Annotated in this window: 17 protein-coding genes; 12 read left to right on the top strand and 5 right to left on the bottom strand. The window is 32.3% G+C overall.

Annotation, left to right across the window (positions count from 1 at the left end; all coding sequences use genetic code 11):
• Positions 1 to 264: 264 nt before the first annotated feature.
• The 4 genes from FUA26_RS02995 to FUA26_RS02980 all read left to right on the top strand — a co-directional run bounded on the left by FUA26_RS02995 (position 265) and on the right by FUA26_RS02980 (position 4,410).
• Positions 265 to 1,260 (top strand): outer membrane beta-barrel protein, encoded by a 996-nt coding sequence (locus tag FUA26_RS02995; protein ID WP_147131385.1) that lies wholly within the window; start codon positions 265 to 267, stop codon positions 1,258 to 1,260.
• Between the two features lie 82 nt (positions 1,261 to 1,342).
• Complete coding sequence (locus FUA26_RS02990; protein WP_147131383.1) at positions 1,343 to 2,611, top strand: ammonium transporter; 1,269 nt, start codon at positions 1,343 to 1,345, stop codon at positions 2,609 to 2,611.
• A gap of 181 nt (positions 2,612 to 2,792) precedes the next feature.
• On the top strand, positions 2,793 to 3,131 hold the full coding sequence (locus FUA26_RS02985; protein WP_147131381.1) for a P-II family nitrogen regulator: 339 nt from the start codon (positions 2,793 to 2,795) through the stop codon (positions 3,129 to 3,131).
• A 37-nt stretch (positions 3,132 to 3,168) separates the two neighbouring features.
• The gene (locus FUA26_RS02980; protein ID WP_147131379.1) at positions 3,169 to 4,410 is read left to right on the top strand and encodes an ammonium transporter; all 1,242 of its coding nucleotides are present in this window, start codon (positions 3,169 to 3,171) and stop codon (positions 4,408 to 4,410) included.
• 407 nt (positions 4,411 to 4,817) lie between these two features.
• Here FUA26_RS02980 and FUA26_RS02975 read toward each other — a convergent pair whose 3' ends face one another.
• Positions 4,818 to 7,409: a phosphoenolpyruvate carboxylase gene (locus FUA26_RS02975; RefSeq protein ID WP_147131376.1), complete on the bottom strand. Its 2,592-nt coding sequence runs from the start codon at positions 7,407 to 7,409 to the stop codon at positions 4,818 to 4,820.
• Between the two features lie 291 nt (positions 7,410 to 7,700).
• Between FUA26_RS02975 and FUA26_RS02970 the strand changes: the two genes are divergently transcribed.
• From FUA26_RS02970 to nadB, 3 genes are all read left to right on the top strand, one after another.
• Positions 7,701 to 9,494, top strand: coding sequence for a hypothetical protein (locus FUA26_RS02970; RefSeq protein ID WP_147131373.1), 1,794 nt, complete (start codon positions 7,701 to 7,703; stop codon positions 9,492 to 9,494).
• Positions 9,495 to 9,691: 197 nt separating this feature from the next.
• Positions 9,692 to 10,618 carry a quinolinate synthase NadA gene (gene nadA, locus FUA26_RS02965; protein ID WP_147131370.1) on the top strand — a complete coding sequence of 309 codons (927 nt, stop codon included), beginning with the start codon at positions 9,692 to 9,694 and terminating at the stop codon, positions 10,616 to 10,618.
• Positions 10,619 to 10,621: 3 nt separating this feature from the next.
• On the top strand, positions 10,622 to 12,181 hold the full coding sequence (gene nadB, locus FUA26_RS02960; RefSeq protein ID WP_147131367.1) for an L-aspartate oxidase: 1,560 nt from the start codon (positions 10,622 to 10,624) through the stop codon (positions 12,179 to 12,181).
• Positions 12,182 to 12,186: 5 nt separating this feature from the next.
• Here the strand turns inward: nadB and FUA26_RS02955 are convergent, their stop codons facing one another.
• Positions 12,187 to 14,568, bottom strand: a complete 2,382-nt coding sequence (locus FUA26_RS02955; RefSeq protein ID WP_147131364.1) for a hybrid sensor histidine kinase/response regulator — start codon at positions 14,566 to 14,568, stop codon at positions 12,187 to 12,189.
• 164 nt (positions 14,569 to 14,732) lie between these two features.
• The gene (locus FUA26_RS02950; RefSeq protein ID WP_147131361.1) at positions 14,733 to 15,065 is read right to left on the bottom strand and encodes a single-stranded DNA-binding protein; all 333 of its coding nucleotides are present in this window, start codon (positions 15,063 to 15,065) and stop codon (positions 14,733 to 14,735) included.
• A 199-nt stretch (positions 15,066 to 15,264) separates the two neighbouring features.
• Here FUA26_RS02950 and FUA26_RS02945 point away from each other — a divergent pair, with 199 nt between their 5' ends.
• The 4 genes from FUA26_RS02945 to FUA26_RS02930 all read left to right on the top strand — a co-directional run bounded on the left by FUA26_RS02945 (position 15,265) and on the right by FUA26_RS02930 (position 18,026).
• Positions 15,265 to 15,825 (top strand): HNH endonuclease, encoded by a 561-nt coding sequence (locus FUA26_RS02945; protein ID WP_147131358.1) that lies wholly within the window; start codon positions 15,265 to 15,267, stop codon positions 15,823 to 15,825.
• A 123-nt stretch (positions 15,826 to 15,948) separates the two neighbouring features.
• Positions 15,949 to 16,899 carry an aldo/keto reductase gene (locus FUA26_RS02940; protein WP_147131355.1) on the top strand — a complete coding sequence of 317 codons (951 nt, stop codon included), beginning with the start codon at positions 15,949 to 15,951 and terminating at the stop codon, positions 16,897 to 16,899.
• A gap of 34 nt (positions 16,900 to 16,933) precedes the next feature.
• Positions 16,934 to 17,284, top strand: a complete 351-nt coding sequence (locus FUA26_RS02935; RefSeq protein WP_147131352.1) for a hypothetical protein — start codon at positions 16,934 to 16,936, stop codon at positions 17,282 to 17,284.
• 214 nt (positions 17,285 to 17,498) lie between these two features.
• Positions 17,499 to 18,026: a GIDE domain-containing protein gene (locus tag FUA26_RS02930; RefSeq protein ID WP_186826842.1), complete on the top strand. Its 528-nt coding sequence runs from the start codon at positions 17,499 to 17,501 to the stop codon at positions 18,024 to 18,026.
• 4 nt (positions 18,027 to 18,030) lie between these two features.
• Here FUA26_RS02930 and FUA26_RS02925 read toward each other — a convergent pair whose 3' ends face one another.
• Positions 18,031 to 18,501 (bottom strand): CBS domain-containing protein, encoded by a 471-nt coding sequence (locus FUA26_RS02925; protein ID WP_147131347.1) that lies wholly within the window; start codon positions 18,499 to 18,501, stop codon positions 18,031 to 18,033.
• Positions 18,502 to 18,676: 175 nt separating this feature from the next.
• Between FUA26_RS02925 and FUA26_RS02920 the strand changes: the two genes are divergently transcribed.
• Positions 18,677 to 19,393, top strand: a complete 717-nt coding sequence (locus tag FUA26_RS02920) for a tetratricopeptide repeat protein (RefSeq protein WP_147131344.1) — start codon at positions 18,677 to 18,679, stop codon at positions 19,391 to 19,393.
• A 54-nt stretch (positions 19,394 to 19,447) separates the two neighbouring features.
• On the opposite strand, the gene FUA26_RS02915 is transcribed toward FUA26_RS02920, so the two are convergent.
• Positions 19,448 to 21,541 (bottom strand): M13 family metallopeptidase, encoded by a 2,094-nt coding sequence (locus FUA26_RS02915; RefSeq protein ID WP_147131341.1) that lies wholly within the window; start codon positions 21,539 to 21,541, stop codon positions 19,448 to 19,450.
• Positions 21,542 to 21,747: the final 206 nt, after the last annotated feature.

Raw genomic sequence — 21,747 nt, 5'->3', positions numbered from 1 at the left:
ATCATAACAAAAGTTGAAGTTATTGAAAATAACACAATTAAAACTTTGAAAATACTGACAATAATTCAATTTAATGAGTTGTTAAAAAATTAAAAAATTAAAAAATAAACATAATACCCCTAAAAAAATAGGGGTAAAATTAAAATATCATCAAAAGTTATTCATTTACCCCTATTTTTTATGGGGGTTAAAAGTTTTTAGTATAGTTTAGCCTCGTTCTTAAGGAAAATAACTAATAAAAATTAATCTTAAATGAAAACAATTATGAAAAAATTATTTACACTTTCATTCCTTTTTGTAGCAACTGTTTTATTTGCACAGGAAGAAGAGAAAAAATCACCTTTAACAATTTCAGGTAGTGTTGATGCTTATTACCAAACATTTTTAACTTCATCAGATACTGATAATAATGTTGATGGTTTTGGTTCTTCTTTTGCAAACCAAACGGGATTTGCTTTAGGTATGGCTAATATTATAGCTTCTTACGAAGGAGAAAAAACTGGAGCTGTTGCAGATTTAGCTTTTGGTACTAGAGGTTTGCAAGCAGTTGGAGGAGACTCAGATGTTTTTATAAATCAATTATATGCTTATTGGAATGTATCTGAAAGTACAACTTTAACTTTAGGTCGTTTTAATACTTATTTAGGATATGAAGTAATTTCACCTGTTGCAAACTTTAATTACAGTACATCTTATTTATTCTCTAACGGTCCGTTTTCACATGTGGGTTTAAAAGCAGATTTTGCTTTATCTGATGATTTTAGTTTAATGGTGGCGCTTATGAATGCTACAGATACCAATAATAATATGACTGGAGATTATGCTTTAGGGGCACAGTTAGGTTATGCAGGTCAATTTTTAAACTTCTATTATGATTCTGGTGTAGTTTTAGGTTTTGAAATAGACTATACTGGTGGGTTTGATTTATCAGATTCATTCTTCTTAGGTATCAATGCTGCTTACAATGATAACGACGGTTCTGGTTTCTACGGAGCTGCACTATATCCTCAAGTTGCAACTTCTGATAGCTTTTCAATTGGTTTAAGAGGTGAGTACTTTGGATTACACGGTGATGCTAACCCAGCAGAAGAAAGTGTATTTGCTGCAACTTTAACAGGTAGTTATACTGTTGACAACTTAATTATTAAGCCAGAAATTAGATTAGATTCTTGGTCTGACGCTATGCCATACGTTGATAGTGATGGCGCTGCAGCAGATAACTTAGCTGCATTTACTTTAGCCGCAATCTACTCTTTCTAATATATAAATACAGTTTAGGTGCTCTGTAGCAGAGCACCTAAACATTTCAAAAAAATAAATTACTAACCATAAAACAATTATTATGTCTTTATACAACATACCTCTTTTTTTTCAAGACACCGCCGCTATTGAAGGCGATATGGGAATGCTATGGATGCTTATATCTGGTATCTTAGTATTTTTAATGCAAGCAGGATTCACGTTAGTTGAATCTGGAATGACACGTTCTAAAAACGTGGTTAACATAGCCATGAAAAACGTACTAGATATAGCCGTAGGATCACTTGTTTACTGGGGTGTAGGTTACTCTTTAATGTATGGAGATACTAATGGTTGGATTGGTTGGAGTGGTTTTGCTTTTAACCAAGGGCCTGCAGATTTATTCTTTCAAACCGTATTTTGTGCTACTGCTGCTACTATTGTATCTGGTGCTATTGCTGGTAGAACAAAATATAACACGTATATCATTTTCTCTATTGTAATGACTGCTTTAATTTACCCAATAGCAGGTGGATGGCAATGGAATGGCGATGGTTGGTTAGCTCAAATGGGCTTTATTGACTTTGCTGGTTCTTCAATTGTACACGCTGTAGGTGGTTGGGCTGCATTAATTGGTGCTGCATTAGTTGGTCCAAGATTAGGAAAATATACCGAAGATGGAAAAGCTGTTGAAATTCCAGGTCATAACAAATTATTAGGTACTTTAGGTGTATTTATCCTATGGTTCGGATGGTTTGGTTTTAACGGCGGATCTCAATTAGCTTGGGGTGGTGATGATGCTGTTGGCGCTTCAATGGTAGTGTTAGTAACTAACTTAGCTGCCTCTGGTGGAGCTTTAGGTGCATTAATCATCTCTTGGTTAAAATACAAAAAACCAAACTTAGACATGACGCTAAACGGTGCCTTAGCTGGTTTAGTAAGTATTACTGCAGGATGTGGTAACATGGGCGAAGGTGGTGCAATAATAGCTGGTTTAATTGGTGGTATTATTGTGGTATTCTCAATGGAGTTTGTTGAGCAAAAATTAAAAATTGATGATGCAGTAGGTGCGTTTTCAGTACACGGTTTAGCCGGTGCATGGGGAACACTAGTAATTGGTTTATGGGGAATTGATGGCGATGCTGGTATTGGTTTATTCAATGGCGGTGGTTCAAGTCAGTTTGTAACACAATTAATAGGTACACTTGCTTATGCTGCTTGGGCAGTTGTAACATCATTTATTTTCTTCTTTGTGCTTAAGAAAACAATGGGACTTAGAGTTACTGAAAAAGAAGAAATTGAAGGTCTTGATTTATCAGAACACGGTGCATTAGCTTACCCTGGTAAAAGACAAAGAGAAATAGAAGACTAAGAGATTTCTAATAATATAAGCTTTTAAGCTTGATAAAATGGATGCCTGAGAATTTCCTTAAGGCATCCATTTTTGATGAAAAAAAATATTTCAATTTTCAATAAACGCAACCAATAACTTATATTGTACCAACTAACACGCAATTTGTTACTAATTAAACAAATTATTAAAATTAAATATTATGAAAAAAATTGAAGCAATCATTAGAAAATCCAAGTACAGTGCTGTAAAAGAAGCTTTGCATGATGTTGGAGTTAACTTTTTTTCTTACTGGGATGTAACCGGTTTAGGAAATGAAAAAGAAGGACACGTTTACCGCGGTGTGTCATACAGTACTAGTGATATTCAACGTAGATATTTATCTATAGTTGTAAATGATGATTTTGAAGAAATTACAATTAAAGCCATTTTAAATTCAGCTGCAACTGGTGAGGTTGGAGACGGAAAAATTTTCGTGTCTGACGTTACAGAATGTTACAGAATACGAACTGGCGAAAAAGGTGGAGACACATTAAAATAACAACAACTAAATTAAAAACTCTTAAAGAAAACGAATTATGGAAGGATTATTTACAGCAAATAACGTATGGATGATGATTTGTACGGCACTTGTGTTTTTTATGCACACAGGATTTGCTTTTTTAGAAATAGGACTTACAAGACAAAAAAATACTATCAACATTTTATTTAAAAATATTTTTATCATTACAGTTGGGCTGCTGCTATATTATATAGCAGGTTTTAACTTAATGTACCCTGGTTTTGCCGAAGGATCTGCTGGCTTTTTTGACTTTGGAGGCTTTGGTATTGGTGCGCCAGAAAACGGAATGACTCCTGAATATGCCGATGGTGGTTATACATGGTGGACAGACTTTTTATTTCAAGGTATGTTTGCAGCTACAGCGGCAACAATAGTGTCTGGTGCTGTTGCAGAGCGTATTAAAATTGGCCCATTCATGATGTTTACAGTTATATATGTTGGTTTAATTTATCCAATAGCTGGTTCATGGAAATGGGGTGGTGGTTTCTTAGATATGAGAGAAACACCTTTTTATGATTTTGCAGGTTCTACTTTAGTGCACTCTGTAGGTGGTTGGGCTGCTTTAGTAGCAGTTTGGTTACTTGGTGCTAGAATTGGTAAATTTGATAAACAAGGAAAACCACAAGCTATTCCTGGTCATAATATACCTTTAGCTACAGCTGGTGTATTAATACTATGGTTAGGTTGGTTTGGTTTTAACGGTGGTTCTGTATTATCTGCAGATCCTGAGTTAACATCATTAACATTAGTAACTACATGTTTAGCTGCGGCTGCAGGTGGTGTAGTGTCTGCTTTTGTATCATTCTTACGTTATAAAAACTTAGATTTAACTATGTTTTTAAATGGTATTTTAGGTGGTTTAGTTGGTATTACTGCAGGAGCAGATCAAATGACACCTGAAGATGCTATAATTATAGGTGCTGTTGCTGGTGCTTTAATTGTATTTGCCGTTAGTTTTGTAGATAGAATTAAATTAGATGACCCTGTTGGTGCTATTGCTGTGCATTTAGTGTGTGGTATTTGGGGTACTTTAGCGGTTGGTTTATTTGGTGCGTTAGCAGGAGTAGATCAGTTTATTAGTCAATTAGTTGGTGTGTTGTCATACGCAGCTATTTGTATACCATCTGCATTCTTAATTTTCTTTATCATGAAGAAAACAGTTGGTATTAGAGTTTCTGAAAAAGAAGAGCTTGAAGGATTAGATGCTCATGAGCATGGTATGGATGCTTATGCCGATTTCAGAATGAATGAACATTAATAAAATTTAGATTATTATATAGTTAGTAAAAAGAGGCTTCTTATTTTTGTATTTTTAAGAGCCTCTTTTTTTATTTAAGGTATTAATACTTTTAAATTAACCCTAACTTAGAGGTATTTTAAACCCCAAGTGCAAGCTTGGGGTTTTTTCTTTTGTGGTTTTACTATTTTAAATTGTAACCTAACTATATGTTTTATTGTTAAAATGAAAGTGTTTTTATGTTATATGGTATATTTTAACTTTTTATATGTAAAAAACATTATAAAAAACAATGAATATGTGTTTTTTTATTATAAATTGTAACCGGTTTAAAGTTGTTATAACTTTTAGTTTTTTCCTTAATTTAGAACATAAAAAAGCCTTCAAGAAATTGAAGGCTTTTTGTTTATTTTAAAAGTAAGCTTTAATTAAGCTGAGTTTCTACTAGCATTTATATTTCCAAATAGAGAGCGTGTAACAATTTTTTCAAAAATTAACTTCTCTGGGTTATCAGCTGGTACACCTGCCTTTTCTAAATCTTGTACTTTTTTAAGTGCATACTGTTGTATGGTTAAAAGTGGTAAAACAATAGATTCTCTAACTTCAATAGATGCCTTTCCTGATGGCTCATTCTCCATAAGTTCACTGTAGCCTGTAAGCTTTAATAACAGCCTTTTAGTAATTTGATATTCTTCAAAAATGATATTCCAAAAAGCACCAAACTCTTCGTCTTTAGCCATGTACTTGGTTAAATCAAAGAACGATTTGGTTAAAGACATCATACTGTTTTCTAAAAGTGTTTTAAAGAATTTAGAGTTGTTGTAAAGGTTAACAACTTTATCCCATTCACCTTTATCTTCATATGCTTTAAGGGCAGTTCCTACGCCGTAAAAACCTGGTACATTTTGTTTTAGTTGACTCCAAGAACCAACAAAAGGTATGGCTCTAAGGTCTGAGAATACTAATTTATCAGATGTACCACGTTTTGATGGTCTACTACCAATATTAGTTTTAGCATAGTACTTTAATGTACTCATGCGCTCTAAATATGGTATAAACATTGGGTGGCTTTTAAAATCTTTATATGTTTGATAGCTGGTTTCAGCTAAATCTGTCATTACAGCTCTATCTTCATCAGATAAACGATTCTTTTCACCATCAATTCTATTTTTAATACCAGAACTTATTAATTGTTCTAAGTTGTATTGTGATGAGTCATTTGTACCAAAGTTTGAGCTTACTGTTTGCCCTTGAATGGTAATTTGTACTTCTTTGTCTTCAATTGTAGGCCCTAATGATGAGTAGAAATTGTGTGTTTTTCCGCCGCCACGTGCTGGTGGTCCGCCACGTCCGTCAAAGAATATAACTGTAATATCATATTTTCTAGACATTTCAGTAAGTGATTCTTTGGCTTTGTAAATACCCCAGTTTGCCATAAGGTAACCACCATCTTTTGTTCCGTCAGAGAAACCTAACATAATGTGTTGTTTGTTGCCTCTGGCTTTTAAATGTGCTCTGTATTCTGGGTTTTTATATAGTTGCTCCATAACACTAGGCGCATTTTCTAAATCTGGAATAGTTTCAAACAATGGTGCTACATCAACAGTTAAATCGTTTTTAAAAGATACCATTCTTAACATTGCAAAAAGTTGCATTACGTTAAGTGCTGTTTGGTTGTTACTAATAATGTAACGGTTGGCTCCACGTTCGCCGTTTGCTTTTTGAATATCTTTAATTATGGCAATGGTTTTAAGTGTGTTTCTAACCATTTCATCTTCAAAAGCATCTAAATCACCAATATCATCGGTAGCTTTTGATAGAATTTCTATTTGCTCAGCTTCTGATAAATCGTGATAATTTTCTGGGAATGATGAAGTGCCTGTTGCAATTAAGCTATCAATAACTGTAGTGAATACGCTGTGGTGTATTCTACTGTCTTGTCTAATATCTAATGATGCAAACCTGTAGCCAAATAAATGCACACGGTTTATTAAGTTGTTTATTTCAGTAACGTATAATGATTGGTGTTCTTTAACTATTACATCTCTAATGCTTAAAAGTTCTGCTCTAAGCTCTTTAGCGCTAATGGCTTTTTTAGATTTCAAGTTAATGCTATAATCATACATTATGGTTTCTAAACGTATAATTCTACTTTCTACACCTCTAAATGTTAGCTTTTTGCGTAAATCTCTTAAATCTTGATAGTATTTTTTAAGAATTGCTTTTTTAAGTTTTTTAGCAACTTTAAGCGTTGTTTCTGGTTTTACAAAGGGGTTTCCATCACGGTCGCCACCTGGCCAAAAACCAATATTTATAATGTCGTTATGTTTTTTACCATCATCATAAATATTAGATTGTATGTAGTTATAAATATCGCCAAATGTTTTGTAAAAAACGTTTTCTAAGTACCAAATTAAGCTTTTAGCTTCTTGGTAAGGTGTTGGTTTTTTGTGTTTAAAAAAAGGCGTTTTACCTAACTGCCCAAATAGGTTGTTAATTTCAGTTAAGTCGTTGTTTTTAATTGCCGCAGTTAGGTTTGTAATAATACCTAAAACTGAGCCCGGATAAAACTGTGTAGGGTGTGCTGTTAGCACTATACGTACTTTAAACTCTTCAAGAAATTCTTTAAGTTCTTCAAGTTTGCCTTCAGATCTGGCGTTGCCTTTAAGGTTTCGTAATGTACCAACACCATCCATATTATTTACAATAGGAAATGCAGCATCTTCAATGGCATCAAACAATACTACTTGTCTTTCAATGTACTGAATAAAACGAAACAGTAAGTTTATTTGGCTTTCCTCAGTGCGTCTTGCTTGGTATTTTTTAAAGAATGTTTCAACAATAGTTGTTGGGTCATCACCTTTAGCAAAACCTTTTTCGCAAGTTTCATGAAAAAGAGGAAGTAATACGCCTGTTTTTGTAACAGAATCAAAAGGTAAAGTCATAAATATACTGTTGTATATTTGGTATTTAGACAATACGTTTTGGTTAAATCGCTTTAATTTTGGTTCAATAGACATTCTTTAGTTTTATGAATAATTAATAATTATTTGTTAGTAAAAATACTAAAGGATTATGAAAGCCCCTTAACACACAGTAAGTTTTATTAATAATTGGTCATAATGTTAAAGTAATTATCAATAATTAAAGAAACGCTTTATATCTTTTTACTTTTTGTAAGCAATTTTGGTGGCTATAATTTGTTGTGTGCGTTATTACGCATGATAAATATCATATTATGTAGTAATTACTGCATATATCTTCGTTTTTTTTCAGTGTAAATAATATAAAAAATCATTCAAATTATAGTTATGAGCCATTCTCATTCATTTCATATACCAGTTATGGGTATTGCATTTACTATTGATACACCTTTAAAAGTTGCCCATTTTGGTATAGACTCTGTTGTTTCTTTAGTAGATGATATTTTATTAGAAAAATTAAGAAAAATGTATTGCGAAAAATTTGAATTGCAATACAATGAAATAACTAATAAAGTGAAAGATTTTAGAGCAAAACGTATTACATCATACTTAAATTTAATGAACCATTTGGTTGATGAAAAATATAGTGCTTTAAAAAATGTTTCTTTAGATAAAATTGAAGATATTAAAACCCACTTAAGCATGCTGCCAAGTGGCGTAGTTTTAAAACAAGAGTTTACCAAATTACTTAAAAATGGCATTGATGTTTCTGAAGTAAAAAATTGGTTAGCAACACATTTAAAAAAAGGCCGTATTGATGTTAATATAATGACAAAGGTTGATAAAGAAAACACGTTTAACAACCAAAAGTTACCCGTAGAATATAATGATGCACATGCGGCTTTAAGGGGGTTTGCTAATAGCAAACTAGAAGCGGCGGTTGTGTTATCAGCAGGTTTGAATCCTAGGCTTTATGCTTACATGGCGCAATTTGACGATTTTTTCCCTAATGAAAATGGCCTAATAAAAAAGAAAATTATTTTAAAAGTAAGTGATTATAGATCGGCTTTGGTGCAAGGGAAATTTTTAGCAAAAAAAGGCTTATGGGTGTCAGAATACAGAGTTGAGTCTGGTTTAAACTGTGGTGGTCATGCTTTTGCAACTGACGGATATTTACTTGGGCCCGTTTTACACGAGTTTAAAGAAAAACGAGGTGAATTAATAAATACCATTACAGATGTGTTAAACAACGCTTTAAAAGCTGCTGGTAAGGTAGTGCCAAAAGCTCAATTGAAAATAGCAATTTCTGCGCAAGGTGGTGTTGGCACGCATAAAGAACATGCATTTTTAATTGATGAATATAAACTAGATTCCGTTGGCTGGGGAAGCCCTTTTTTATTAGTGTCAGAAGCCACCACTGTTGATAATAATACGCTTAAAAAACTAGTTAAGGCTAATGAAAACGATTTGTATTTAAGTGATATTTCACCACTTGGTGTGCCGTTTAATAATTTAAAAAATAATACAAAAGATGCTGAGAAAAACAATTTAATTTTTAAAGGAAGACCAGGTAGTTGTTGCCCAAAAAAGTTTGTAGCACTTAACAAAGAGTTTGGTGAAAAGGGTATTTGTACGGCATCAAGAGAATATCAGTATTTAAAACTTAAGGCGCTTGATGCCAAAAATTTATCTGCTGATGCCTATGAGAAAGCATTCAATAGTATAACTCAAAAATCATGTACTTGTGTGGGTTTAGGCACATCGGCATTGTTGGTTCATAATTTAAGCACAAAAGTTGAAGGCGAAGGTGTATCAGTTTGTCCGGGCCCCAATATGGCATATTATTCAAAAGTAATGAGTTTAAAAAACATCACAGATCATATTTACGGCAGAGATAATATGGTAACAACTACAAAGAGGCCTAATATATTTATTAAAGAGCTTAATATTTATGTAGATTTTATATTGAAAAAGTTAGATGAAGTAAAAAGTAATATGACTAAAAAAGAGGCTAATTACATATTAACATTCACTAATAATTTAAACAATGGTATAACTTACTATAAAAGCTTATTTAATAGCGCAAAAAACGTGTTTGATGATGTTAAAAAACAAGCTTTAAGTGAGCTTGATATAAACGAACGTTTAATAAAGCAGTTGCAACATAAAATTAAGCAATAAATACCATTTTGTAAATAATATAAGTATTTGTTTAACAAATGCTTAAATATTTAAGTAAAAAGCCACATGTATTTTATTGATTGTTATTTTTTAGCCAAAACGTAATTCAATAAAAATTATAATTAAGATATTTGTAGTTTAGTTTCAAAGTTAACGTTTAAAAACGCTAGTTTTAACAATACTTATTTATTTGAAAAATGGATTTTGTAAAAGAGATAAACCAGTTAAGGAAAGAAAAGAATGCTGTTATTTTAGCACATTATTACCAAGAAGGTGCTATACAAGATATTGCAGATTATGTGGGTGATAGTTTAGGTTTATCACAACAAGCAGCGCAAACTGATGCCGATATTATTGTGTTTGCAGGTGTGCATTTTATGGCCGAAACTGCAAAAATTATAAACCCAACAAAAAAAGTGGTGCTGCCAGATTTAAATGCCGGATGTTCTTTGGCAGATTCTTGCCCGCCAGAGTCATTTAAAGCGTTTAAAGAAAAGCATCCAGACCACATTGTAATAACATATATTAACTGCTCTGCAGAAATAAAAGCATTAAGTGATATTGTTTGTACATCATCAAATGCACTTAAAATAGTAAACTCTGTACCTAAAGACACACCTATAATTTTTGCACCCGATAAAAATTTAGGTCGTTACATTATGAAAGAAACAGGTAGAGATATGTTACTTTGGGATGGTAGCTGTGTGGTACACGAAGCCTTTTCAATGGATAAGTTAATTGAATTGCATAAAAAACACCCAGATTATAAAATTATAGCTCACCCAGAATCTGAAGAGCATATTCTAAATACGGCTACCTACATTGGTTCTACATCGGGTATGATTAATTACGTAAAAGCAAACCAAAACGATAAATTTATTGTAGCTACTGAAGCTGGTATTTTACATAAAATGCAGTTAGAAATGCCAAATACAGAGTTAATACCTGCTCCAGCGGTTGAAGATAATACGTGTGCGTGTAGTGAATGCCATTTCATGAAAATGAATACCATGGAAAAACTCTACAATTGTTTATTACACGAAACACCAGCTATTGAAGTGCCAGAACCATTAAGGTCTCGTGCATTACTACCTATTGAGCGCATGTTAGAACTTTCAAAATAAATTATGCTAGAAACTCATTATTTAGTTATTGGTTCAGGCATTGCGGGTTTAACATTTTCAGTTAAAATTGCCGAAACATTTCCTGATAGAAATGTTGTTATAATAACTAAAGATAGCGAAGACGAATCGAACACAAAATACGCCCAAGGTGGTATGGCTGTGGTGCTTAATAAAGAAGAAGATTCGTTTAAAAAACATATTGAAGATACTCTTATTGCTGGCGATGGTTTGTGCAAACAAGAGGTAGTAAAATTGGTTGTTAAAGAAGGACCGAAAAGACTAAAAGAACTAATTGAATGGGGTGCTAATTTTGATGATGATGGTTCTGGAAATTTAGATTTAGGTAAAGAGGGTGGCCACTCTGAATATAGAATTGTACACCATAAAGATTTAACCGGTGCCGAAATTGAACGTACGCTTATAAAACGTGTGCACCAATTACCAAATATTACGTTATTGCCGCATCATTTTGCTTTAGATTTGGTTACAAATCATCATGTAAAAGCAGAAAACACTAATGAGTTAACTTGTTACGGAGCCTACGTTTTTAATCAAAAAACAGGCGAAATTTTTACCATAAAAGCCAATGCAACTTTGTTAGCCTCAGGCGGTATAGGTTGTGTTTATGGGCACACTACAAATCCAGTTATTGCTACTGGCGATGGTATTGCTATGGCTTATAGGGCCAAGGCTCGTATTAAAGATATGGAGTTTGTTCAGTTTCATCCAACAGCATTATATCAAGAAAAGGGCGAATCGGCATTTTTAATTTCTGAAGCTGTTAGAGGCTTTGGTGCGTATTTACGTAATGGAAAAGGGTATCGTTTTATGCCAGACTATGATGAACGTGCAGAATTGGCTTCGCGTGATATTGTATCGCAAAGTATTGATGCCGAATTAAAAAAATCAGGCGACAACCATGTGTATTTAGATTGTACGCATTTAGATGTTGAGGGTTTTAAAAAACACTTTCCAACTATATACAATAAATGTTTATCGCTTCATATTAATATTGAAAAAGACTGGATTCCGGTTGTGCCTGCATCGCACTATTTATGTGGCGGTATAAAAGTTAATAAAAAAGGAAAAACAACTATAAATAATTTATTTGCCTGCGGCGAATGTTCTAGAACAGGCTTGCACGGAGCCAATAGGTTAGCATCAAATTCTTTATTAGAGGCTTTGGTGTATGCGCATAATATATACAAACATCACACAAAAAAAGCATATCCAACGCATCAAATAAAAATTCCTGCATGGAATGATGAAGGCACGGTTATACCCGAAGAACATGTTTTAATTAAGCATAACTTAAAAAGTTTGCAAGCTTTAATGCGCAATTATGTTGGTATAGTTAGAAGCAATAAGCGTTTAAAACGTGCTATTAAACATTTAGATGTAATTTACAATGAAGTTGAAGATTTGTATAGAGAGTCTAAAATTACACCTTCACTTTGTGAGTTAAGAAACATGGTTAATGTGGCGCACCTTATTATAACACAATCTTTAGAACGTAAAGAAAACAAGGGTGGCTATTTTAATAAAGACAACGTTAAAAAATAAGTTTTTTAAGCAATTTTTAAATCGGGGTCATTGTTATCTGTTTCAGAGTTGATGTGTTTATGCTGGTTTATTTTTTCTAATAATAATGCTTTATTTACGGGTTTTGTTAGGTAATCATTCATGCCTAAATTTAAAACTTTTGTTTTGGTTTCTTGCATAGCATCGGCAGTAACAGCTATTATTGGTATGTTATTTTTAATACCGTTTACACCGTTTCTTATAATTTCTGTGGCCTCGTAGCCATCCATAATAGGCATTTGTAAGTCCATTAAAACAAGGTCGTAAACATTTTGTTTAAGTGCATCTAAAGCTTCTTGCCCATTGTTAACAATAGCAAAGGATGTGTTAGGAAAACCGTTTAAAATTTTACGCATAACCATTTGGTTCATTTTATTGTCTTCAACTACTAAAATATGAACAGGGTTGTTTTCACTTACATTGTTAGCTGTAGGAGTTTCTATTTGATGAAAACTTTTTAAGTTTAAATCTATAAAAACGGAGGTGCCTTTGTTAGGTATACTATCAATTTTTAGAGATCCTTCAAAAAGCTCAATAATATGTTTTGCTATAGTTAAGCCTAAGCCAATACCGCCAAAAGCTCTTTTATGATTAAGTTTCATTTGATTAAAACTATCAAAAACACGGTCTTTTTCGCTGGGGTCTATGCCTATTCCTGTATCGGTTATTTGAAAAGAAAAACGGCACATATCGTTAGGTTGTTTTAGGCATTTTACTTTAAAATAAATAGCACCTTTATTAGTGAATTTAACAGCATTACTAAGCACGTTATTAATTATTTGAATAAACCTATCAGCATCAGCATAAACGCTTGATGGTATTTCAGAATCCATTTCAAACGTATAGTTTAACCCTTTTTTTATGGCTTCTGTTTTCCAGTTATTACTTATTTGGTTGAGTTTAATTGTAGGATTAAAACTTGCTGAATTTAATTGTAGTTTATTGGTTTCAATTTTTTCAAAATCAATAATATCATTCACATTGCTAAGTAAACTAAGTGATGCATTTTTAATAATTTCAAAGGGTTTGCGGTTGTTGTTATCTTGTTGGGTTTCTAATTCACTTTCAGCAATGCCCATAATGGCGTTAATTGGTGTGCGTAATTCATGACTCATATTAGACATGAAATAGGTTTTTAGCTGGCTGATTTCTTCAGATTTTTTTAAGGCCTCTTCTTGCGATTTTTCTTTTTCTAACCTTAGTTTTTTTATAAGATTTGTCATTGACAACGATAAGAATATAACCTCAAAACCAGAGCCAAATTTTGCACTGTTAAGTGTTATAAAATTATTTGGTAACAAACTTAAATTGTTCATTACAAAACCTAGTAAACCAATAACTAAAAATAAAATACCAATAGAAAAGAATGCATCTATTTTAATGCGTTTAAATTGCATGGTAATTATAGTTGCAAGAATAAGTAACAAACTAATTAGACCATTTATATTACTTAAAGGATAGGCAATTTTAAGCGTTTCAGCGTTTATAAATAGCATTAAAAATGAAAAGGCAATAATGCCATAAATAATATTAAAAGCTTTTTTAAACGCTTTTAATTTTGTGTTTACATTTAAAAAATGTTCACAATATTTAAGCAAAAATAAATTTGATGATAATGCTGTAATTAAAACGGTACGGTTGTTTATATAGCCACCGTTTATTAGTATGTATTCATGTATAAAACCATCTAAAGCAGCTTGCATTAAACCAATAGAAAACACATAAATGCCGTAGTATAAAAACGATTTTTCTTTTAAACTTGTGTAAAAAAACAAGTAAATAATGCCCGCTAAAAAAAGTACGCCATAAAAAAGACCAAAAAATAGTTGTTGTTTGTAATTAGCTAACAAAAACTCTGTTTCAGAATATAGGTTTAATGGCAAGTTTATTGTTTCTCCGTCGCTTTTTAAATGTATGTATATGTTTTGAATTTTATTTGGGGGCAATATTAGTTTAAAAACTGTAGCATGATGCTTAACATGTTTTTGTGAAAAAGGTACATTATCTCCGTTTTTAAATAATTCAATGTTATTTTCATTTATTTTATAAAGATTAACAACATCGGTTATTGGTCTTGCGGTTTCTAAATAAAATGTTTTAGGCTGGTTTTTATTGTTTTTTAATTTAAAGTTTACCCAATAATTATCACTTGTAAAACCAACACTATGGTTGGCAGATTCTAGTTGTTTATACTGTAATGTGTTGTTGTTTAAAATAGCTTTAATATTATAGTTGGTTTTTCCAACGTTAACATATTTAGCATATTCAAAAAGGTTATTGTTATCAGATTCTTGAACGTTGAAAATGTTTTTTTGGGCAAATACGTTAAAGCTAATTAAGCATATAAGCAGCGTGAGAGTACGTTTCATATTTTAGGGCTATCAAATACCAAACATACTTAAGCACGTGAATAATAACTATATTATTATGTTAAAATTAGCTTTTTATAGATTTTTTATGCGTTTCATCGGTTTTTTTGAACAAAAAAGCCACTATTATAAAATAGTGGCCTATTGTGGTGAGCAAAAAAAGGTTATTTACTAAGCATTAATAATTCATTGCAAAGTATTTCGGTTATATAGCGTTTTTCGCCATTTTTAGTTTCGTAAGTTCTGTTGGTAAGTTTACCTTCAACGGCTATTTCTTTTCCTTTAGTAATGTAGTTTTCAACAACACTAACTAAACCGCCTTTAACTATAATGTTGTGCCAATGTGCGCGCTCTACTTTGTTGCCGTTTTTATCTTTGTAACTATCATCAGTAGCAAGGGTAAATTTTGCCATTTTGTTACCGTCATTAAAGTTAATAATTTCTGGGTCTTGCCCTAATCTACCAATCAACTGTACTTTGTTTCTAAGTGCGTTCATAAATGTTATTTTTAATGTTAAACAGTTAATACTATCGAGTTCTAATGTTTCGACACTGCAAATATCAATTACCAATCAAAAGTTATTCGGTATTTACTTATTTAAAATCGTTTGTAAACGTTTGTAGTCGTTTACAAACGATTATTTTTTTATTTCTTATATTTACAACTTAATAGCAACCTCTCTCAAAAACAACCATATGTTAAACGTAAAAAAAGAAGCGTGGAAAACACTTAAACGCCCAATTTGGAAAGAAAACGAAGTATACCAAGTATCAAACTTTGGTAGAGTTATTAGGTTTAAAATGAAAGCTAAAGGTGAGTTTTTTAAGTTTTCAAAAGTAGCTAATGGCTATGAGGCTTTTACGGCCATTAAAAAAGATAAAAAGAATGATTTGCAATATGTACACCGTGTTGTTGCCGAACTTTTTATTGATAACCCAGAAAACAAGCCCTTTGTAATTCATAAAGATTATGATAAAACCAATAACCACCAAGATAATTTGGCTTGGGTAACACGTAGTGAATTGGTTAAGCACAATTTAAAAAACCCCAATGTAATTGCTTCAAAAGAAAAAAAGAAAAACAACCCGCCTTATTCAAAACTTTCAGAAGGCAAAGTAAAAATGATTAAACGTAAAATTTTTGATCCGAATAGAAAAACAAGGTTACGATTAATTGCAAAACAATTTGGTATTTCTGAAATGCAATTGCACCGAATTAAAACAGGAGAAAATTGGGGGCATGTAACCGATTTTTAACAAAAAATAAATATAATACATTAAACTATTTTCTTTACTTTGAAAGTAATTTAGACAATAATTTATACGAAATAGATTAAATTTAAAATGTAAATTTTAAAACAAAAAACCACTAAACACCCTATGAAAACACTAAAATTTAGTAACAACCACAAAATGCCTGCCTTTGGATTAGGAACTTGGAAATCTGCCGAAGGCGAAGTTTACAACGCCGTAAAAACAGCTATTAAAAATGGTTATAGGCACATAGATTGTGCCGCTGCTTATGGTAATGAAGCTGAAGTTGGTAAAGCACTAAAAGAAGTTATAAATGAGGGTGTTGTTACTAGAGAAGAACTTTGGATAACATCAAAACTTTGGAGCAATATGCATGCAAAAAGTGATGTTATTGAAGCTATTAATAAAACACTAACCGATTTACAATTAGATTATTTAGATTTATACCTAATACACTGGCCTATTGCACAAAAAAAAGAGGTGCCTTTTGTTAGTAAAGTAGAAGATTTTATTCCGTTAAAAGAACTACCTAATGAACTTACTTGGGAAGGCATGGAAGAAGCCGTTGCAAAGGGTTTAACTAAGCATATTGGTGTTTCAAACTTTGGTCCTAAAGCTTTAAAGCAGTTAATGGCCAGTGCTAACATTAAACCCGCAATGAACCAAATTGAATGCCACCCTTATTTTCAGCAAAATGATATGTTGGCCTTTTGTAAAAGCCATGGCATTCATGTTACAGCCTATGCGCCATTAGGTTCTGGCGATAGAGCAGCTAAATTTAAAGCTGAAGATGAACCAGTTCTTTTAAAAGATCCTGTAATTTTAAATATAGCCAAGGCTAAAAACGCATCAGCAGGACAAATACTTATAAGTTGGGCATTGCACAGAGGTACTTCTGTAATACCAAAATCTGTAAATCCTAAGCGCATAGTAGAAAATTTTGAAGCACAAGCTGTAGAATTATCACAAACCGACATGGATGAAATTGCTGCTTTAGATAAAAACTATAGATTTTTAACCGGTGAACATTGGGTGTACGAAGGAAGCTCATATACCCTAGAAAGCATTTGGGCCTAATACCATAGCAAAAAATGGTTTAAATTACTATGTTATGGACAGACAATGCTTAGAGTGTGGCAGTAAAATTGTTGGCAGAATTGATAAAAAATTTTGTAGTGATGGTTGCCGTAATGCCTACAATAACAAAATAAATAAAGACAATAAAAACCTTATACGCAATACCAACAATAGGCTTAGAAAAAACTATAGAGTTTTAGAAATGTTAAATCCTAACGGAAAAACTAAAGTATCAAGATCTAAGCTTATTGAAAATGGTTTCGACTTTAATTTTTTTACCAGCATTTACACAACAAAAGCCGGAACCGTTTACTATTTTGTGTACAATCAAGGATATTTACCTATTGATGGTGATTATTATGCCCTTGTTACCAGAGAAAAATAAAATGTAACATACCGTAATAAATGTACACTAATAAAACAACGCTATAAGTTTAATTATGCAACTATTTATACCTGTTTTATTCATTACTGTTTTTGTAATAATAATAATAATTTTGTTTTTTTATTACAGTAAAAAAAATGTGCTTTTACGGCATTTAGCTAAATTTCAGTTTAAAAGTATAGCTCAGTTTAAAACCAATATGCCTATAAAAATAATGGGCAAAGTACTGCAAAGCCATGAGCCTTTTGTTATGCCTTTTAGTAAACGAAAATGTGTTGCTTTTGAATTTAAAATTGAACAAAAAATTAGCACAGGAAAGCATTCAAAATGGAAAACACTTGTTAAAAAACAAGATATACAAGATTTTTTTATTGAAGAACGAGGCGAAGTTGTAATGGTAAAACCCACAAGCCAACCTAAAAATTACATGAGTTATTTAGTGAAAGATAAACGCGTGTCCTCAGGTTTTTTTAAAGAACCAACACCAGAGTTTAAAAAACTTTTGTCAGATTTTGATGTAGATAGTCAGAACTTTTTTGGTTTAAATAAAACACTACGTTATTCTGAAAGAATTTTAGAAGTTGGCGAAACTATTGTGGTAGCTGGTATTGCAAAATGGAAAACACTACAACAACCCATTGAAGGTTACGGCTACTCAAAAATTGCAGCTTTAGAAAGTACTGATACGCAAAAATTATTAATTACAGATTTACCCGAAGCCTTTAAAAAAAGGCATACATAAAAAGCTATTTCCACCAGTTTTGGCCTTTAAGTTCCATAGCAGCTTTTAACACATCTTTTTGGCTAATTTGCCCCACTAATTTACCATTTTCAACAATAGGGAAACGCCTGCGTTTAGCATTTAAAAACTTATTAGCAGCATCAAAAATATTCATGTTACCATCAATAGTTTCAATATTTTTGGCCATGTGTTTTTCAATAGTTTTATCTTGCATTGGTAAGTTGTAATAGCGGCTTTCGCTAATTTGTTTAATACAATCACCTTCAGAAATAACACCAATTAATTCATTGTTTTCATTAACAACGGGTCCGCCAGAAATACGGTTTTTAATAAGTGCTTCCATAACACTTTCAATAGTTTGGTCTGGAGTAAAGGTTATCAAATTGCGTGTCATGTAATCACTTACCTTTAAAGGTGTGCTTTCAGCCGAATTACCCTGTTGCCTTCTGGCCCCTTGAAAACTTTTTATACCCATAATATTTAAATTTAGTCTTACTAAATGTAGAAATTATTTTTTAGTTTTCCTAATACATATAACTTATAAAACGCTTTGTATTAATGTTTTTGCCTAGGTTTTGTAAAATAAACAGCATACTTGTAAGTAGTTAAATATTTATTTTTTTAGCTTTAGGCCTTAAAAATTTAAAAAGATGAAGCAAGTATTAGTATTGGTTTTAACAATAAGTGGTTTTGTTATGCAAGCACAAAATAACGCAACGTTATTAGCGCATTATGAAGCGTATTACAAGGAAATGAAAAAACAGGGCGATATACAAGGTGTAATTAACGCCATGACACATTTAAATGTATTAGCACCATCGCAGGCTAGAAAAGATACCTTGGCTTACATTTATATGGATCAAGGTATGAATACACAAGCATTAAATACTATTGGTTTTGAAAAAAATGCTAACGATTCTGATATAGCCATTCAGGTTAAGGCTTTAGCTCTAAAAGAACTTAAACAGCCTAAATTAGCATTAACCTTTTTTGAAGAGATGTTTAATAGAGATCAAAACCCTGTAATTGCTTATGAATTAGCAGAGTTAAACATTCAAATTAGAAATAATGCTGAAGCTGAAAAGCATATTATTTATGGTTTAGCAAATTCAAAAGATTTAAAAAAAGCGTTTTTTGAAAGCCAAACACCTTATGAAGTACCTTTAAAAACGGCGTTTAAATATTTAAATGCTATAAATATTTTCTCAAAAGACCCAAAAAGTAATATTGATGCAGCTGTTGATGTTTTAGATGAAGCTTTAAAAGAAGCGCCAAACTTCAATATGATTAATATTACTAAAAATGAATTGCTAAGGCAAAAGCAAGTGTTAAATAGCCAAACGCAAACACCTGAAAGTAAAAACTAAAAAAAAATCGGCATTTTTAATGCCGATTTTTTTTGATGTATAAGTAATGGGTTATTACCAAATTTTAACGCGGTTTTCTGGTTTTATGTATAATTTGTCGCCTTCTTTAATATCAAAAGCATCATAAAATGCATCAACGTTTAAAAGTGGCTGAACCGCTCTTGTCATGCCTGGTGAATGCGGATCGGTTTTAATTTGATTTTTAAGCGCATCATCTCTCATTTTAGTTCTCCAAATAGTTCCCCAAGACATAAAGAAACGTTGTTCAGGTGTAAAACCATCTATGTTTTCTGGTCTTCCGTTTTCTTCAAAGCTTAATTGTAAAGCATCATAAGCAGCAACAACACCACCTAAATCACCAATGTTTTCACCTAAAGTAAAAGGCCCATTTATATTAGTTTCAGGTAAAACTTCAATAGCACTATATTGGTCTGCAAGGTTTTTACCTAAGGTTTCAAATTGTTTTAAATCTTCGTCTGTCCACCAGTTGTTTAAGTTACCATCTTTGTCATAGCGTGCTCCAGAATCATCAAAACAATGTGAAATTTCATGACCAATAACAGCGCCAATACCACCGTAATTTACAGCATCATCAGCTTGATAGTTATAAAAAGGAGGTTGTAAAATAGCAGCAGGAAAAACAATTTCATTAAACGGCGGATTAAAATAAGCGTTTACCACTTGTGGCGCCATAAACCAACGGCTTTTATCAACAGGTTTCCCTAAATCTTTTAAGTTTGTGTTGTGCGACCACTTGCTTGCATTAAGCATATTTTGAAAGAATGATCCGCCTTCTTCAACGCCACTAATTTCTAATTCAGAGTAGTCTCTCCACGTATCGGGATAAGCAATTTTCACTTTTAAAGCTAATAGTTTTTCAACGGCTTTTTCTTTAGTTTCAGGGCTCATCCAGTTTAAGTTATTAATTCTGTTTTCAAAAGCTTTAATAACGTTAGCAATCATTTTTTCGGCCTTTACTTTGGCTTCTGGCGGAAATTTTTCATCAACATAAAGTTTTCCTAATGCTTCGCCAATAGTACCGTTAAGAGTTTGCAGAGCATTTTCATCACGTGGTTGTTGTTTTTTTGCTCCTCTTAAAGTTTTGCTGTAAAATTCCCATGAGGCTGTTTCTAAATCTGTACTTAAAGCACCGGCAGCGTCGTTAAATAAATTCCAGCGTAGGTAAGATTTCCAATCATCTACATTATTTTCATTGAAAATTGTTTGTAGTGCATCCATGTATTTTACTTCAGTAACAATAACGGTATCAATTTGGGTAACGCCAATACCTGTAAAGTAGTCTTTCCAGTTAATGGCAGGTACCATTTTTTGTAAATCGTTTATAGATCTTGGGTTGTAGCGTTTGCGGGCATCTCTTCGATCTACTTTATCCATTCTTGGTTCTGCTAAACGTGTTTCAAAAGCAAGAATTTTTTTAGCTTCGGCGTTTGCAGTAGCTTCATCATCACCTAAAAATTGAAGCATTTTTGTAATATAAGCTACATATTGCGTTCTTTTTTCTTTTGAATCTTCATCATCTTTAACATAGTAATCTCTATCTGGTAAGCCCAAGCCGCCAGTGCCAAGATAACCAGCGTTAATGTCACTATTTTTAGTATGTGGTGCCACGCCAAAGCCAAAAAAACCGCCGCCGCCGTTAGGCTCCATTTCAATTAAATAATTTTGTAGGTCTTGTATGTTTTTAATGGCATCAACTTTTGCTAAGTAAGGTTTTATAGGCTCTAAACCTTGTTTGTTTCTGTTAATAGTATCCATGATAGTTTGAAAAAGCATAACGGCTTTTTCTTGATCGGAACCAGGAACAACATTTATTTTGTTGAGGTCTTTATCATCAGCCATGGCTGCTCTTAAAATTGAAAGCGCATCATCATTGGTGTTTTTTCTTAATTCATCAAAGCTTCCCCAACGGGTACGATCATCAGGAATTTCATTGTTATCAAGCCATTTTCCATTTACGTATCTAAAAAAATCGTCACTTGGCTTTACAGATGTATCCATGAATTCAACGTTAATTCCTGGTGTGGTTTCTGCTTGAGCAGTTTCTTTTTTGGCATCATTTTTACAAGATGCAACACCCAACATTATGGCTAAACCATAAATGGGTATGAGTTTTGAGTTAGTTTTCATTTTAAAGAACTATGTTTTAAAGTTTGTTATGAGACGCACTTTTAACAAGATTGTTTCATATTTTTTATTAAAAAAGTTTTAAGATTACAATTTAATATTAATACTTGTTTAGTTAACTAAATTGATAAATATATTAACATTTTTTTAATAAAAATGAGAGCAAAAAAATAGGCGTACTACACGTACGCCTGTTTTTTTACTTAAAC

The organism is Seonamhaeicola algicola (assembly GCF_007997385.1).
Lineage (GTDB): Bacteria > Bacteroidota > Bacteroidia > Flavobacteriales > Flavobacteriaceae > Seonamhaeicola > Seonamhaeicola algicola.
This window is presented reverse-complemented; position numbering and strand designations above follow the sequence as displayed.